16 protein-coding genes are annotated in these 15,469 nt (G+C 65.3%); 9 read left to right on the top strand and 7 right to left on the bottom strand.

All coding sequences use genetic code 11. The features are described 5' to 3' along the window. Nucleotides 1–121: 121 nt before the first annotated feature. Nucleotides 122–1,069 carry an antitoxin Xre/MbcA/ParS toxin-binding domain-containing protein gene (locus ACWKWX_RS01775; RefSeq protein ID WP_416426758.1) on the top strand — a complete coding sequence of 316 codons (948 nt, stop codon included), beginning with the start codon at nucleotides 122–124 and terminating at the stop codon, nucleotides 1,067–1,069. A gap of 13 nt (nucleotides 1,070–1,082) precedes the next feature. Here the strand turns inward: ACWKWX_RS01775 and ACWKWX_RS01770 are convergent, their stop codons facing one another. From ACWKWX_RS01770 to ACWKWX_RS01760, 3 genes are all read right to left on the bottom strand, one after another. Further along, nucleotides 1,083–1,382, bottom strand: a complete 300-nt coding sequence (locus tag ACWKWX_RS01770) for an amidase (RefSeq protein ID WP_483826871.1) — start codon at nucleotides 1,380–1,382, stop codon at nucleotides 1,083–1,085. After that, nucleotides 1,379–2,470: a serine hydrolase domain-containing protein gene (locus tag ACWKWX_RS01765; protein ID WP_483826870.1), complete on the bottom strand. Its 1,092-nt coding sequence runs from the start codon at nucleotides 2,468–2,470 to the stop codon at nucleotides 1,379–1,381. The genes ACWKWX_RS01770 and ACWKWX_RS01765 overlap by 4 nt, the downstream gene beginning before the upstream one ends. 63 nt (nucleotides 2,471–2,533) lie before the next feature. Further along, nucleotides 2,534–3,418: an acyl-CoA dehydrogenase family protein gene (locus ACWKWX_RS01760; RefSeq protein WP_483826869.1), complete on the bottom strand. Its 885-nt coding sequence runs from the start codon at nucleotides 3,416–3,418 to the stop codon at nucleotides 2,534–2,536. Nucleotides 3,419–3,550: 132 nt separating this feature from the next. On the opposite strand from ACWKWX_RS01760, the gene olsB reads away from it, so the two are divergent. Together olsB and ACWKWX_RS01750 are read left to right on the top strand one after the other, a co-directional pair. Beyond that, on the top strand, nucleotides 3,551–4,306 hold the full coding sequence (gene olsB / locus ACWKWX_RS01755; RefSeq protein ID WP_416426765.1) for an L-ornithine N(alpha)-acyltransferase: 756 nt from the start codon (nucleotides 3,551–3,553) through the stop codon (nucleotides 4,304–4,306). Then, a complete protein-coding gene (locus ACWKWX_RS01750) occupies nucleotides 4,306–5,076 on the top strand; it encodes a lysophospholipid acyltransferase family protein (RefSeq protein WP_416426767.1) in 771 nt (256 codons plus the stop codon). Before olsB ends, ACWKWX_RS01750 begins: the two co-directional genes overlap by 1 nt. Nucleotides 5,077–5,151: 75 nt before the next feature. On the opposite strand, the gene ACWKWX_RS01745 is transcribed toward ACWKWX_RS01750, so the two are convergent. After that, a complete protein-coding gene (locus tag ACWKWX_RS01745) occupies nucleotides 5,152–5,718 on the bottom strand; it encodes an acyl carrier protein phosphodiesterase (RefSeq protein ID WP_483826868.1) in 567 nt (188 codons plus the stop codon). A gap of 152 nt (nucleotides 5,719–5,870) precedes the next feature. On the opposite strand from ACWKWX_RS01745, the gene ACWKWX_RS01740 reads away from it, so the two are divergent. Then, the gene (locus ACWKWX_RS01740) at nucleotides 5,871–6,176 is read left to right on the top strand and encodes an ArsR/SmtB family transcription factor (RefSeq protein ID WP_416426769.1); all 306 of its coding nucleotides are present in this window, start codon (nucleotides 5,871–5,873) and stop codon (nucleotides 6,174–6,176) included. A gap of 48 nt (nucleotides 6,177–6,224) precedes the next feature. After that, nucleotides 6,225–7,274: an alkene reductase gene (locus ACWKWX_RS01735; protein ID WP_416426770.1), complete on the top strand. Its 1,050-nt coding sequence runs from the start codon at nucleotides 6,225–6,227 to the stop codon at nucleotides 7,272–7,274. A 62-nt stretch (nucleotides 7,275–7,336) separates the two neighbouring features. On the opposite strand, the gene ACWKWX_RS01730 is transcribed toward ACWKWX_RS01735, so the two are convergent. From ACWKWX_RS01730 to ACWKWX_RS01720, 3 genes are all read right to left on the bottom strand, one after another. Further along, entirely contained in the window at nucleotides 7,337–8,179 is an 843-nt protein-coding gene (locus ACWKWX_RS01730) for an ATPase (RefSeq protein ID WP_416426771.1), read from the bottom strand. A gap of 96 nt (nucleotides 8,180–8,275) precedes the next feature. Continuing rightward, nucleotides 8,276–9,277, bottom strand: coding sequence for an NAD-dependent epimerase/dehydratase family protein (locus tag ACWKWX_RS01725; RefSeq protein ID WP_416426773.1), 1,002 nt, complete (start codon nucleotides 9,275–9,277; stop codon nucleotides 8,276–8,278). Nucleotides 9,278–9,302: 25 nt separating this feature from the next. Beyond that, nucleotides 9,303–10,202 (bottom strand): LysR family transcriptional regulator ArgP, encoded by a 900-nt coding sequence (locus tag ACWKWX_RS01720; protein WP_483826954.1) that lies wholly within the window; start codon nucleotides 10,200–10,202, stop codon nucleotides 9,303–9,305. Between the two features lie 85 nt (nucleotides 10,203–10,287). On the opposite strand from ACWKWX_RS01720, the gene ACWKWX_RS01715 reads away from it, so the two are divergent. From ACWKWX_RS01715 to ACWKWX_RS01700, 4 genes are all read left to right on the top strand, one after another. Next, a complete protein-coding gene (locus tag ACWKWX_RS01715) occupies nucleotides 10,288–10,887 on the top strand; it encodes a LysE/ArgO family amino acid transporter (protein ID WP_416426777.1) in 600 nt (199 codons plus the stop codon). A gap of 165 nt (nucleotides 10,888–11,052) precedes the next feature. Continuing rightward, on the top strand, nucleotides 11,053–11,649 hold the full coding sequence (locus tag ACWKWX_RS01710) for a superoxide dismutase (protein WP_416426779.1): 597 nt from the start codon (nucleotides 11,053–11,055) through the stop codon (nucleotides 11,647–11,649). Between the two features lie 265 nt (nucleotides 11,650–11,914). Then, complete coding sequence (locus ACWKWX_RS01705; RefSeq protein ID WP_416426781.1) at nucleotides 11,915–13,966, top strand: putative bifunctional diguanylate cyclase/phosphodiesterase; 2,052 nt, start codon at nucleotides 11,915–11,917, stop codon at nucleotides 13,964–13,966. A gap of 116 nt (nucleotides 13,967–14,082) precedes the next feature. Continuing rightward, complete coding sequence (locus ACWKWX_RS01700) at nucleotides 14,083–15,411, top strand: imelysin family protein (protein WP_483826867.1); 1,329 nt, start codon at nucleotides 14,083–14,085, stop codon at nucleotides 15,409–15,411. The last annotated feature ends 58 nt before the right edge of the window (nucleotides 15,412–15,469 follow it).

The raw sequence follows: 15,469 nt of genomic DNA, 5'->3' as shown, positions 1-15,469 counted from the left end.
CGCTTGGCTGCGCAATAATCTGTCCCAACAACTAACCCTTGCAACCGGTGTGGCATGACCATCTGGTTTGAGGGGGAAAAAGCCGGCGAAAGCCGGTTTTTTCGTTTATGGAGCATCGTCAATGCATGGACCAACGGCTTCGACGCCGCTGCGAACCCGAATCTACATCGACGGCTACAACCTTTATTACGGCTGTCTGCGCAACACAGCGTTCAAATGGCTTGACCCGATAGCTCTATGCGAGCAGCACATTCTGCCCTCCATCCTGGCACCGGATGATCTGCTTCGCCCACGCTCTTGGGTACTCCTTCCGGCGCCCTCCCTGAAGTTCTTTACAGCGCGAATCATTGAAAGCGTGGCCAGCGATCCTGACTCGGTTTCATCCCAAGCCAGGTATCACAGCGCATTGCGAAAACTCCACGGCACCCGCATCGAGCTAATCGAAGGGTACTACGCTGTAAACCCCATGAAGGTGCGTCTGATCTGTGCAACTCAGCCAAAACGCCTACCCAAGGATTGCGACACCGGGTTGGCCTGGAAGGTGGAGGAAAAACAATCAGATGTGAATTTAGCCTTGCACGCGTACCACGATGCCTTGACCGGCACCGTCGATCAGGTCGTTGTCGTGACCAATGACACCGACTTGGCTCCGGCACTGGAAATGATCAGAGCTAATACATCCGTTCGAGTAGGTCTGGTCATTCCCACAACCGGCCATCATCGGCATCCAAACAGCGAACTGGTAAAACTGGCCCACTGGGTTCGAAAAAGAATCGATACCCGCGAACTGGCAGCATCGCAGCTGCCTCGCGTCATTGCCGGCGGGCGCCAGGCCACCTTGAAGCCAGAGTCCTGGTACGCAAACCCCCAACGCTTGAAGCAGGTGCTTGGACCGGTGATAGATGCCAAAGGGAGTCGAGGCGCAGCGTTCAAATGGATGGAAGCACCCAACCCATTCCTGGGAGGGCGACCTCCCATGGAGCTGTTGGAGACAGAGCAAGGCACCGAGAAAATCCTGAGCTATATCAATGACTGGCGAAGCCGCCGTGAACCTGCTCAGGAACCGTGACGCAAGTTCAATTTCAGCGTTGCAGCCGACAACCCTGCCGCGTGCCAGCCCACACCGCCGTGGCGCCCTGCCCCAGCCCCCGCGCTGACACCCGGGTGTTGGCCGCGTCATCTTCCAGCGCACTCAAGGGCAACCACTGTTTGACGTAACCGGCGCAGTAACCGGCCGATTGGCCCATCACGTAGCGGCACGAGCAGTATTCCTTGGCGCTGTAGGCGCTGAGGATGCCGGGAAACGACAGCAGCGCCACGCGCTCGTGCCACACGGACAGGCCCAGGGCCAGCACGATGATCACCGTCACCCCGCGCCTCATTGCGCTTTGCCCTGGGCGAACGCGGCGATGGCCAGTTTCAGCAGCTGGTTGTGCTGGTAGCTGGCGTCGCGGTCATCGCCGTAGCGGACGATGACCAACTTCTGTTCGGGCAGCACGTACAGCGCCTGGCCCCAATGGCCCAGCGCGGCGAAAGTCTGTGCCGGGGCGTCGGGCCAGGGGCGTGGGGCATTGCCCACGGGCTGGTTGAGCCACCACTGGCCACCGCCGGTGGCTTCGCCTGGCTCGGCGACGGCGTGGTCGAAGGGCCGACGGTTGAAGGCCGTCCAGGTTCTGGGCAACAGCTGCCGGTTCTGCCAGCGGCCGTCGCGCAACATCAAAAGGCCGACGCGGGCCAGGTCGCGGGCGCGCAGGTAGGCGTAGGACGAGGCCACGAACACGCCCTTGCCGTCCGCCTCCCACACCGCGTGCTCAATGCCCAGCGGCTGGAACAGCGCCTGCCAGGGATAGTCGGGATAGTCGTGGGCGCCAACCATCTGCTGCAGCGCCGCCGACAGCAGGTTGCTGTCGCCACTGGAATAGCGGAACACCTGGCCCGGCGCGGCAAAGCTGTCGAGGCCGGCGGTGAACGCAGCCATGTCATCACGGCCACGGGTGTAGAGCATGGCCACCACCGACGAATACAGCGGCGCGTATTCGTAGTCTTCCTGCCAGTCCAGCCCCGAGGCCCAGTGCAACAGGTCGGCCAGGTGCACCTCGGGGTGGCGGGCCATGGCCGGGTAATAGGTGGCTACCGGGTCATCGAGCTGGAAGCGGCCCTGGCCATAGGCGACGCCCAGCACGCAGGCCATCAGGCTTTTGCTGATCGACCAGGTGCTGTGCAGGGAGTCGGCGGTAAAGGGCGGCGCGTAGCGCTCATAGACCAGGCGCCCGTCGCGAATCACCACCAGGGCGTCGGTGCGCACCCCGGTACGGGTGCTGTCATCGCGCGGGGGGAAGGCGTAGTCGGCCAGGGCCTGCACCGCCGGCGTGGGCGGTTGCAGGGCCTGAGCCCATTGCTCGCCGGGCCAGTCCTCGGCAAGGGCAGGCAGGGCGAAAACAGCAAGGAGGCAGAGCCAGGGTGTGCGCATGGCGCGCAGTGTAGAAGGCGAATGTGACAGGTATTCGCGCTCGGACGCTGCCTGCGGCAGCGGCTACAGGGCCAGGGCTTCCACGGCTTTATCCAGGCGTTTCTGCCGGGCACCGCTGGCCAGGGTCAATAGGCCGCGGTCGCGTTGCCACACTGCTGCCAGCTCCGCGGGGCCGTTGGCGAACGCCTGTTCCAGGGGCCCGGCCAACGCCGCGAACTGCTCGAACACGCCGCCCAGCAGCACATGGCTGGCCGCCGCGTCCGCGCATTGGCGGGTGGCTTCGGCGCAACTGCCCAGCAGGCCCACCAGGCGCAGCTGCAACGCCTGCGGCCAACCGTGGTCCTGGCTGCAGGCGTACAGCCAGCCAAGCATGGCGCTGAGCACATACAGGTCTTCCAGGCTCCGGAACGGTTTGACGTAGGCGTCCCAGCCGTCCCCGGCCAGGCGTTCGCACAGGGCGTTGTCCAGGTGCAGGCGGCTGTGGCTGATCTCCGGCATCAGCGCAATCGGCGGCAACGGCTCCAGGCGCACGCCCGGCTCGCCGGGGTAGACCACCACCAGGCTCAGCCGTGGCGCCTGCCCGGCGCTTTCGCTGCGGGCGGCCACCAGCAGCCAGTCGGCGGCATCGCCGGCGGTGACGAAATCCTTGCGGCCGTTGAGGCGCAGGTCCGCCAGGCGCGTCTGCAGGTCGGCCGGGCGCAGGCTGTGCTGCTCGGTGGCGCAGATCGCGCCCAGGCTGGGCGGCGCACTGGGCCACAACACCCGCAACGCGGCCTGGTAGCCCACCAGGAACGCCAGCCCCGGGCTGTGCACGGCCTGGCCGCCGAGCACCGCCAATTCAAACGGCGACACCGGCCCCAGGCGCTCGAGCAGCGCGGCATAGGTATCAGTCAACGATGCTGCCAGCGGCAGGCGTTCACGCACATTGAGCAACTTGAGCCAGGACATGGGGCGCTCCTTGGGGGCTGTCATACAAGCATCACCAAAGCTTAACGGTGATGACACCGGGCCTACCTAGGCTGAGCTTGCACAACAAAGTGGACCGGCCGCAACCCCATGGCTGGCTTTTGGAGACTGGCAATGACTCAGATCGCTCTATCTGGCGTTACTCGCACCGAACGTCGCCTGCAAGCCGAACGCCTGACCGGGGACCAAGCCCTGCGCGAGGCCCAGAGCCTGCGTTTCAATGTATTCAGCGGCGAGTTCAACGCCAAGCTCAAGGGTGCCGAACTGGGCCTGGACATGGACGACTACGACGCCCACTGCCGCCACATCGGTGTCCGCGACCTGAGCACCGGCGAACTGGTGGCCACCACCCGCCTGCTCGACCACACCGCTGCCCACGGCCTGGGCCGTTTCTACAGCGAAGAAGAATTCAGCCTGCACGGCCTGGGTGGCCTGCAGGGCCCGATCCTGGAAATCGGCCGCACCTGCGTGGCGCCCGACTACCGCAACGGCGGCACCATCGCCGTGCTCTGGGGCGAACTGGCCGAAGTGCTCAACGAAGGCGGCTACAGCTACCTGATGGGCTGCGCCAGCATCCCCATGCAGGACGGCGGCGTGCAGGCCCGGGCGATCATGCAGCGCCTGCGCGAACGCTACCTGTGCACCGAGCACCTGCGCGCCGAACCGAAGAACCCATTGCCTGAGCTGGACGTGCCGCACAACGTCATCGCCGAAATGCCACCGCTGCTCAAGGCCTACATGCGCCTGGGCGCCAAGGTGTGCGGCGAGCCCTGCTGGGACGAGGAATTCCAGGTGGCCGACGTGTTCATCCTGCTCAAGCGCGAGAACCTCTGCCCACGCTACGCCCGTCACTTCAAGGCGGCGGTCTGATGGCACGCGGGCGCGTCTACGCGCGCGTCGCCCGGGTGTTGCTGGTGGTTGCCCTGGGCCTGGGCATGGCGGCCATCTTCACCCTGTATGAACGCCTGCGCCTGCGCAACTCGATGGTCCGGCGCCAGCGCTGGTCGCGCTTCTTCATGGCCCGCCTGAGCAACGCCCTGCCCTTTCGCGTGACCGTGCACGGCAACCTGCCTACCCAGCCGATGCTGTGGGTGGGCAACCATGTTTCCTGGACCGACATCGCCCTGCTGGGCCAACTGGCACCGTTGTCGTTCCTGTCCAAGGCCGAAGTGCGGGCCTGGCCGATCGCCGGCTGGCTGGCGCTGAAGGCCGGCACCCTGTTCATCCGCCGCGGTTCGGGCGACAGCCAGCTGATTCGCCGGCAGATGACCCGCCACCTGGGCAGCCAGTGCTCGTTGATGATCTTCCCCGAAGGCACCACCACTAACGGCCAGGCCCTGCGCACCTTCCACGGCCGCCTGCTGGCCAGCGCCATCGAGGCCCAGGTGCCGCTGCAACCGGTGGCCATCCGTTACCTGCGCAACGGCGCGCTCGACCCGCTGGCGCCGTTCATTGGCGACGACGACCTGCTGTCGCACCTGATGCGCTTGTTCAGCAACGATGTGGGCGAAGTTGAAATCCACCTGCTGGCGCCCATCCCCAGCGCGGGCATGGAGCGCGCGGCGCTGGCGTTCCAGGCGCAGGAAGCGGTGCGCGTAGCGTTGTTTGGCCAGGCCACCGAGCAGGCCGAAGCCGCGTAACCTCTGTAGCAGCGGCCACCAGGCCGCGTCCCCAGGCGCCACGGTGGTGTTTTCGGACGCCGCCTGCGGCAGCTGCTACGGGCGGGCGAACTGCTGGAGGATGGGGTAGAAGGCGCGGAAGTCCGCGGTGAGGGGTTCGTACAGCGCGCGCACTTCCTCCATCGCTCCCAGCATCCCTTCCGGCTTCGACAGCCGCCGCGCAATGCCGTTGAACACCTGCTCCAGCACCTCGAATTCCGCGTACGAACCCAGCCAGTCGTCGGCGATCATGTACGGCGCCATGCGCGCCAGCCGCCCCGGCAACTGCGGCTCGGCGGCCAGCACCCGGTAGACCCCGGCGGTGTATTGGTGCAACGGTACCTCGGCGTAATCCTGCCAGTGTCGGGCCAGGCAGTGGTCGAAAAACACATCGAGGATAATGCCCGCGTACCGCCGGCGCGCCGCAGGAAAGCGCGCCAACGCCGCCAGCACCAACGGATGGCTATCGGTAAACGCATCGATCTGCCGGTGCAGCTGGATGGCCGCCAGCAAACGCGGCGCGTACTGCCCTTCCAGCCGGCCCTTGACGAAATCGCCATACAGGCTGCCCAGCAGTTGTTCAGGTTCCTGGCCGCCCAGGTGCAGGTGCGCGAGATAGTTCATCTCTCCAGCGTACCACCTGGCGAGCGCATCGTTATAACTCGATATACCGATTTAGCCTGTGCATAGCGCTCGATCATATTTGTATATCGCGATTTACAGATATATATTTCGTCCCAACGCGATATACGCTGACCCGGACGAGCACTGCTGCCATGCCCATCGATCTCGACGAAATAATAAAAGCCCTGGCCCACCCAGTACGGCGAGAAATCCTCAACTGGCTGAAAAACCCTGAAGTCGAATTCCCCGACCAACAGCACCACAGCACCGACATCGGCGTGTGTGCCGGGCAGATCGACCAGCGCTGCGGCCTGTCGCAGTCCACGGTGTCGGCCCACCTGGCGACGCTGCAACGCGCCGGGCTGATCAGCAGCCGCAAAGTCGGCCAGTGGCACTTTTTCCAGCGCAACGAGGAGACCATCCAGGCCTTCCTCAAGCAGATGAGCCAGGAGCTCTGAGCGCGCCCGTTATTCCCCTGCCAACTCCAACCCTGTGAGGCTAGTCCCATGACCACGATTTTCGATCCGATCAAACTTGGCGACCTCGAGCTGCCGAACCGCATCATCATGGCCCCCCTGACCCGCTGCCGCGCCGACGAAGGCCGAGTGCCCAACGCCATGATGGCCGAGTACTACGTGCAACGCGCCAGCGCCGGCCTGATCCTCAGCGAAGCCACTTCGGTAACGCCGATGGGCGTAGGCTACCCCGACACCCCGGGCATCTGGTCCAACGACCAGGTGCGTGGCTGGACCAACGTCACCAAGGCCATCCATGGCGCTGGCGGCCGCATCTTCCTGCAACTGTGGCACGTGGGCCGCGTCTCCCATGAAAGCTACCTGAACGGTGAGACTCCAGTGGCCCCAAGCGCCATCAAACCGGCCGGCCACGTCAGCCTGGTGCGCCCGATCACCGAGTTCCCGACCCCTCGCGCGCTGGAAACCGCTGAAATCGCCGACATCGTCGAGGCCTACCGCCAGGGCGCGGAGAACGCCAAGGCCGCCGGTTTCGACGGCGTGGAAGTGCACGGCGCCAACGGCTACCTGCTGGACCAGTTCCTGCAAAGCAGCACCAACAACCGCACCGACAACTACGGTGGCTCGCTGGAAAACCGCGCGCGCCTGCTGCTGGAAGTGACCGATGCCTGCATCGACGTGTGGGGCGCCGGCCGCGTGGGCGTGCACCTGGCACCGCGCGCCGACTCCCATGACATGGGTGACGCCAACCGCCTGGAAACCTTCAGCTACGTGGCTCGCGAGCTGGGCAAGCGTGGCGTGGCGTTCATCTGCGCCCGCGAGAAGCAGGCCGACGACAGCATCGGCGCCGCCCTGAAGGAAGCCTTCGGTGGCCCGTACATCGTCAACGAGCGCTTCACCAAGGCCAGCGCCAACGCTGCCCTGGCAGCCGGCACCGCTGACGCCGTGGCCTTCGGCATCCCCTACATCGCCAACCCGGACCTGGTGGCCCGCCTGGCAGCCGATGCGCCGCTGAACGAACCCAAGCCGGAACTGTTCTACGGCAAGGGCGCCGAGGGTTACCTGGATTACCCGACGCTGTAAGCCTGGCCTGAACGAAAAAGCCCCGGTGCGCGAGCACCGGGGCTTTTTCATGCCCAGCCGATTTACTGGCGGGTATTGATCTGCTGCTGCAGGTTCTGGATCTGGCTCTGCAGGGTGCTGATGTTGCGCGTGGTCTGCCCACGGAACGAGTCGAACTCGGCGGTGTTGGTGCCGGCTGCCGGCGCCGGGCGGTTCTCCACCTCGCTCTTGAGCACCACCAGGTCCTGCTCGACGCTGTCCAGGCGGCCGCCGACGTTGCCCTGCTTCTTCAGCGCCGCCACGTCATTGGCCACCGCCTTGATCTGCGCATCCAGCTTGCCGCCGTCGGCCTGGCCGGCCTTCAGGGTCGCCAGGTCTGCGCCCAGGCTCTTGAGCTGCGCCTGCACCTGCTCGTTCGCCGCCTGCTGGGCACTGGCCTGGGCCAGGGCCTGGTCCAGGCGCTTGCCCAGGTCACCCTGCTGCCCGGCCACGCCCTGCTGCTGGCGGCCCTGGTCCTGCAGCTGCGCCTGCAGTTGCTTGATCTGCAGTTTCAATTGCTCGCTGCCGGTGGTGGCGCTGGACTCGGTGGCGACCACCTTGCCGCTGATGTCCTGCAGGCGCCCGGCGGCTTCCTCGCTGATGCGCGCGAAGCTTTCCTGGGTGGCCACCAGTTGCTGCTCCATCAGCGAGATCTGCTGGAAGCTCCACCAACCCAGGCCGGCCAGGGCAATGGTCAGCGCGCCCACCAGGGCCCACAGGCCACCGGTGCTGGGGCCCTTGACCTTGACCACCGGCGTGGTGCGCGAATACACCGTGGTGCGGTCGCGCTCGGCGGGGGTGGCGGGGGCGAAGTCGTCGTCATCCCCGTCCTTGGCACTCAGGCGGGGCACATTGTCAAAATCGTCGTCACGGGCGTCGTTGCGCATGGGGAAACCTTGTATGTAGCACGATGATGGCTAAATAGCGGTGCGAGTATACCCGCCCACGGGCCGCAGTGATCGACCACGCAGGCGCGCGCCGGTTCAACGGCTGCCGGTGCGGTCCTGGGCTTTCCACCAGCCGCAGAACTCATCCAGCGCCGACCACAGGCTGACCTTGGGCTCGTACTCCAGATAATGCCTTGCCCGGCTGATGTCGAGGGTGAAATCCTTGTTCATGATCTGCATGCCCAGGCGCGACAGGGTCGGTTGCGGCCGCCCCGGCCACAGCAGGCAGGCGCCTTCGTTCAGCGCCGCCGCCGTGTACGCCAGCTTGTAGCCGCGGTAACGGGTGGCCTGGGGCAGGTTCATCTGCCGCATCACGTAGTTGACCACGTCCCAGATCGGCACCGGGCTGCCGTTGCTGATGTTGTAGGCCTTGCCCAGGGCAGTGTCCCCGGCCATCAGCGCGCTCATCAGCGCCTCGTTGAGGTTCTGCACGCTGGTGAAATCGACCCTGTTGAGGCCGTTGCCGATGATCTTCAGGCGGTTTTTCTTCTGCATCGCCAGCAGCCGCGGGAAGATGCTGACATCGCCGGCCCCGGTGACGAAGCGCGGGCGCAAGGCCAGCACCTCAAGGCCGAACTCGGCTGCACCGAAGACCTTCTGTTCAGCGAGGAACTTGGTCTTCGCGTAATGATCGTGGAAGCGCCGCGGCACCTGTTCCTCACGCAGGCCCAGGTGCGAACGGCCATCGAAATAGATGGAAGGCGAGGACAGGTGCACCAGGCGCCGCACCTGTTCTTTGAGGCACGACTCGACGACGTTTTCGGTGACCTCGACGTTGCCGCGATGGAAGTCCTGGTAACGGCCCCAGTTGCCCACGGCGCCAGCGCAATGCACCACCGCCTCGACACCGATGCACAGGCGGCGTACCAGGTCAGGGTCGGTGAGGTCGCCCTGGACGAACTGTGCGCCCCGGCGCACCAGGTGCTCGACCCCTTCGGCCCGGCGGCCACTGACGCGCACCTCCAGCCCCTGTTCCAGCGCATGGCGGGCAAAGCGCCCGCCAATAAAGCCACTCGCGCCGGTCACCAGAATTTTCATGAAGCGCTCCGCATCGTTTGTATCGTTAAAGGGTTGTTACCAGCCACTGCCCGGCCTGGCGCGCCAGGTGGTCGGTGAGGTCAGTGAGCAACTGGCCGCCATGGCGCCAGTGGTGCCAGTACAACGGCACGTCGATCCAGCGCTCGGGCATCAGTTCCACCAGGCTGCCATCCGCCAGTTGCGGCTGCACCTGCAGTTCGGGCACCAGGCCCCAGCCCAGGCCGGCTTCGGCCATGCGCATGAAACCCTCGGAAGAAGGACACAGGTGGTGCATGAAGCCGCCGTCGATCCCCAGTGCGGCCATGTAGCGGTGTTGCAGCAGGTCGTCCGGGCCGAAGACCAGGGCCGGGGCGCGGGCCAATTGTCCCGCATCGAAGCCCGCAGGGAAATGCCTGGCGACAAACTCGGGGCTGGCCAATGCCCGGTAACGCATGGCGCCCAGCAGCAGGCTGCGCGCGCCAGCCACCGGCCGCTCGCTGCCGCACAGGCAGGCGGCCACCTCGCCTGCACGCATGCGCTTGAGACCCACCTCCTGGTCTTCCACCACCAGGTCCAGCAGCAGCCCGCGCTCAGCACAGAAACGGCCGACCGCCGACGCCCACCAGGTCGCCAGGCTGTCGGCGTTCAGGGCAATGCGCAGGCGCTCGGGCAAGCCCTCTTCGTCCAGCGCCGGCACCTGGCCCTGCAGGTCGCGCTCAAGCAGGCGCACCTGCTGCACGTGGTTGAGCAGGCGCCGGCCAACTTCGGTTGGCGTCGGCGGCGTGGCGCGCACCAGCACGGGCTGGCCAATGCGCGCCTCGAGCAGCTTGATGCGCTGGGAAATGGCCGACTGCGACAGCCCCAGCACCTGGGCCGCGCGCTCGAAGCCGCCCTGTTCGGCGACCGCCGCCAGGGCCGAGAGCAATTTGTAATCGAACATCACTATTCCTAATGAGCGATCAGCAGTATTGGTTTTTCTTATACAGCAACAGGCCCCACACTCCAAAGCCTTGCAGAGGAGCGTGAATGTCATGTGGCACAGTTATGTAAACGGTTTGTTGGTGGCGGCGGGGCTGATCATGGCGATCGGCACGCAGAATGCGTTCGTCCTGGCCCAGAGCCTGCGCCGCGAGCATCACCTGCCGGTGGCCCTGCTGTGCGTGCTGTGCGATGCCGTGCTGGTGACCCTGGGGGTGTTCGGCCTGGCCAACGTGTTGGCGCACAGCCCGTTGCTGCTGGGCGTGGCGCGCTGGGGCGGGGCCGTTTTCCTGCTGTGGTACGGGGCGAAGGCGCTGCGCCGCGCCTGTTCCAGCCAAAGCCTGCAACAGGGTGACGGCGATGGCCAGCGCTCGCGGCGCGCGGTGCTGTTGAGCGCGCTGGCGGTGACGCTGCTCAACCCCCACGTGTACCTGGACACCGTTCTGCTGATCGGCTCCCTGGGCGCGCAGCAGAGCATGCCCAGCGCTTATGTGGCCGGCGCCGCAAGCGCCTCGCTGTTGTGGTTCTTCACCCTGGCCCTGGGCGCGGCCTGGCTGGCGCCGTGGCTGGCACGGCCGGCCACCTGGCGGCTGCTAGACCTGATGGTGGCCGTCATGATGTTCGCGGTAGCCGCGCAACTTATATATGCCTAAACGCTCTGGAACCTCTATCCCACACAGTTGTTGCGTGGTTATGCCCAAGCCCCGGTGCTATGATCCAGAGCTTGCGCCGCAAAGAGTAAAAACTCGCCGGCGTATATCTGGCCGCCCGTGATCGGCCTTGCGCTCACCGCAACAGACCTGATTAGGAGAATCACCATGGCTTTTGAATTGCCGCCGCTGCCCTACGCCCACGATGCGCTGCAGCCGCACATCTCCAAAGAGACTCTGGAATACCACCACGACAAGCACCACAACACCTACGTCGTGAACCTGAACAACCTGGTGCCAGGCACCGAGTTCGAAGGCAAGACCCTGGAAGAAATCGTCAAGACTTCCTCGGGCGGCATCTTCAACAACGCCGCTCAGGTCTGGAACCACACTTTCTACTGGAACTGCCTGGCGCCAAACGCCGGCGGCCAACCTACCGGCGCCCTGGCTGAAGCCATCAACACCGCGTTCGGTTCGTTCGACAAGTTCAAGGAAGAGTTCAGCAAGACTTCCATCGGCACCTTCGGCTCCGGCTGGGGCTGGCTGGTGAAGAAGGCTGACGGTTCCCTGGCCCTGGCCAGCACCATCGGCGCCGGCAACCCGCTGACCAACGGCGACACCCCGCTGCTGACCTGCGACGTCTGGGAACACGCCTACTACATCGACTACCGCAACGTTCGTCCTAAATACGTCGAAGCGTTCTGGAACCTGGTCAACTGGAAGTTCGTCGCCGAGCAGTTCGAAGGCAAGACCTTCACTGCCTAAGCTTCGCGCTTGCTGAAAAAGCCCGGCCTGTGCCGGGTTTTTTTGTGCCTGGCGCCAGGGGGCTTGCCTGGATCCGGGATAAGGCTAAGATTCAAAAAAGGAAAAAATGCCGGACGGCGCTCAAGTGCGAGCCGGTTCCAACCGACATACTGGAAGGCGTCTGCATTGGCCATCCGTTGTCAGCCTGTTACCCCTTGACTGCCTACCGGGATTGCCAACGATAATGGCATATTGATGCCACTTGCACGCAACAAGGAATGGCCCTTTGAAGCTGGAACTCAAGAACAGCTTGTCGGTGAAGTTGCTACGCGTGGTACTGCTCTCGGCATTGATTGTCGGGGTGGTGCTCAGTTGCGCGCAAATCGTGTTCGACGTCTACAAGACCCGCCAGGCCGTGGCCAATGATGCCGCGCGCATCCTCGACATGTTCCGCGACCCCTCCACCCAGGCCGTCTACAGCCTGGACCGGGAGATGGGCATGCAGGTGATCGAGGGCCTGTTCCAGGACAACGCCGTGCGGATCGCGTCCATCGGCCACCCCAACGAGCCGACCTTGGCCGACAAGGCCCGGCCGCCATTGCAGACCGCCACGCGCTGGCTCACCGACCCCATCCTGGGCGAAGAAAAGACCTTCACCACGCAACTGGTGGGCCGCGGCCCGTACAGTGAATACTACGGCGACCTGAGCATCACCCTAGATACCGCACCCTATGGCCGGGATTTCATCACCAGTTCGGTGATCATCTTCATTTCCGGCGTGCTCCGTGCCCTGGCCATGGGCCTGGCGCTGTACCTGGTGTACCACTGGTTGCTGACCAAGCCGCTGAAACAGATCATCGAGCACCTGACCCAGATCAACCCCGACCGCCCCAGCCAGCACAAGCTGCCGCTGCTCAAGGGCCACGAGCGCAATGAACTGGGCCTGTGGATCAACACCGCCAACCAGTTGCTGGAATCCATCGAGCGCAACACCAACCTGCGCCACGAGGCCGAGAACAGCCTGCTGCGCATGGCCCAGTACGACTTCCTCACCGGCCTGCCCAACCGCCAGCAACTGCAGTCGCAGCTGGACAAGATCCTCGTCGATGCTGGCCGCCTGCAACGCCGGGTGGCCGTGCTGTGCGTGGGCCTGGACGACTTCAAGAGCATCAACGAGCAATTCAGCTACCAGACCGGCGACCAACTGCTGCTGGCCCTGGCCGACCGCCTGCGCGCCCACAGCGGCCGCCTGGGCGCGCTGGCGCGGCTGGGCGGCGACCAGTTCGCCCTGGTGCAGGCCGACATCGACCAGCCCTACCAGGCCGCGGAACTGGCGCAAAGCATTCTCGACGACCTGGAAGCGCCCTTCGGCCCGGACCTGGGCGAGATTCGCCTGCGCGCCACCATCGGCATCACCCTGTTCCCCGAAGATGGCGACAACGCCGAGAAGCTGCTGCAGAAAGCCGAGCAGACCATGACCCTGGCCAAGCTGCGCTCGCGCAACCGCTACCAGTTCTACATCGCCAGCGTCGACAGCGAGATGCGCCGCCGCCGCGAACTGGAAAAAGACCTGCGCGAAGCCATCGCCCGTGGCCAGCTGTTCCTGGTCTACCAGCCCCAGGTCAGCTACCGCGACCACCGCGTAGTCGGTGTCGAGGCGCTGCTGCGCTGGCAGCACCCGGAACACGGCCTGGTGCCGCCCGACCAGTTCATTCCCCTGGCCGAGCAGAACGGCAGCATCGTCGCCATCGGCGAATGGGTGATGGACCAGGCCTGCCGGCAACTGCGCGAATGGCTGGACCTGGGCTTCAGCGACCTGCGCATGGCGGTCAACCTGTCCACGGTGCAGCTGCACCACGCCGAACTGCCGCGGGTGGTCAGCAACTTCCTGCAGATCTACCGCCTGCCACCCCGCAGCCTGGAGCTGGAAGTCACCGAGACCGGCCTGATGGAAGACATCAGCACCGCCGCCCAACACCTGCTGAGCCTGCGCCGCTCCGGGGCGCTGATCGCCATCGACGACTTCGGCACTGGCTATTCGTCGCTCAGCTACCTGAAGTCGCTGCCGCTGGACAAGATCAAGATCGACAAGAGCTTCGTCATGGACCTGCTGCAGGACGACGATGACGCGACCATCGTGCGGGCCATCATCCAGCTGGGCAAGAGCCTGGGCATGCAGGTGATCGCCGAGGGCGTGGAAACCCTGGAGCAGGAAAGCTACATCATTGCCGAGGGCTGCCACGAGGGCCAGGGCTACCTGTACAGCAAGCCGCTGCCGGCGCGCGAACTGACCCTGTTCCTGCGCCAGGCCCAGCGCAGCCAGGCGGTGAGCCTGTAGACCTGTCGAATTTGCTTACATCTTCGCGGTTTACATGAAATGCATATCCTTCGCATCATTGCGCCGTTTTAACGAGCCTGCGGGCTCGTTTCCCCCTCACGACGCAGGATATCGCCATGACCCACATGCCCCTGGCCGCCGGCCTGCTGGCCATCGCCGTCTCGCTCGCCGGTTGCGGCGACAGCAAGGAAGACAAGCGCAGTGCCGCCCAGGTGCCGAGCGCCTCCAGCAGCACCGCGACCGGCAAGAAGAGCGTCGACGAGGTTGCCGCCCAGGCCGTGGTAGCCCACTACGCCGACCTGGTGCAGGCGGTGTTCAGCGACGCCCACACCAGCGCCCTGGCGCTGCAGCAGGCCATCGCCACCTTCCTCGCCTCCCCGGACGCCACCACCCTCAAGGCGGCCCGCGAGGCCTGGGTGGCGGCCCGGGTGCCGTACCTGCAGAGCGAAGTGTTCCGCTTCGGCAACCCGATCATTGACGAGTGGGAAGGCCAGGTGAACGCCTGGCCGCTGGACGAAGGCCTGATCGACTACGTCGACGCCAACTACGAGCCGGCGCTGGGCAACCCGGCGGCCACCGCCAACATCATCGCCAACGCGCAGATCCGCATCGGCGAAGACAAGGTCGACGTCACCCAGATTACCCCCGAAGCCCTCGCCAGCCTCAACGAGCTGGGCGGTTCCGAGGCCAACGTGGCCACCGGCTACCATGCCATCGAGTTCCTGCTGTGGGGCCAGGACCTCAACGGCACCGGGCCCGGCGCCGGCAACCGCCCGGCCTCCGACTACCTGGAAGGCCCGGGCGCCACCGGCGGGCATAACGACCGCCGCCGCGCCTACCTGACGGCCGTGACCCAGCTGCTGGTCAGCGACCTGGAGGAGATGCTCGCCCAGTGGCAGCCTGGCGTGACAGACAACTACCGTGCCGCGCTGGTGGCCGAGCCTGGGGAGAAAGGCCTGCGCAAGATGCTGTTCGGCATGGGCAGCCTGTCCCTGGGCGAGCTGGCGGGGGAGCGAATGAAAGTCTCGCTGGAGGCCAACTCGCCGGAAGACGAGCACGACTGCTTCAGCGACAACACCCATCATTCGCACTTCTACGACGCCCTGGGCATCCGCAACGTCTACCTGGGCGAATACACCCGCCTGGACGGCACCCGGTTGAGCGGCCCGAGCCTGTCGGCGCTGGTGGCCAAGGCTGACCCCGCCACCGACGCAGCGTTGCGCGCCGACCTCGACGCCACCCAGGCGCGCATGCAGGCCATGGTCGACCGCGCGAACCAGGGCGAGCACTACGACCAGTTGATCGCCGCCGGCAACACCGCTGGCCAGCAGGTGGTGCGCGACGCCATCGCCGCGCTGGTCAAGCAGACCGGCAGCATCGAACAGGCCGCTGGCAAGCTGGGCATCACCGACCTCAACCCCGAGACGGCCGAACATACGTTCTAGCAGCGGCGTTCTAGCAGCGGCGACAGAGTAATTTGTATCAAACATTGACCCCGGCCGG

This window comes from Pseudomonas imperatae (assembly GCF_057128625.1).
Note: the sequence above shows the minus strand (reverse complement) of the source record. Positions and strands in the feature narration are given on the sequence as shown.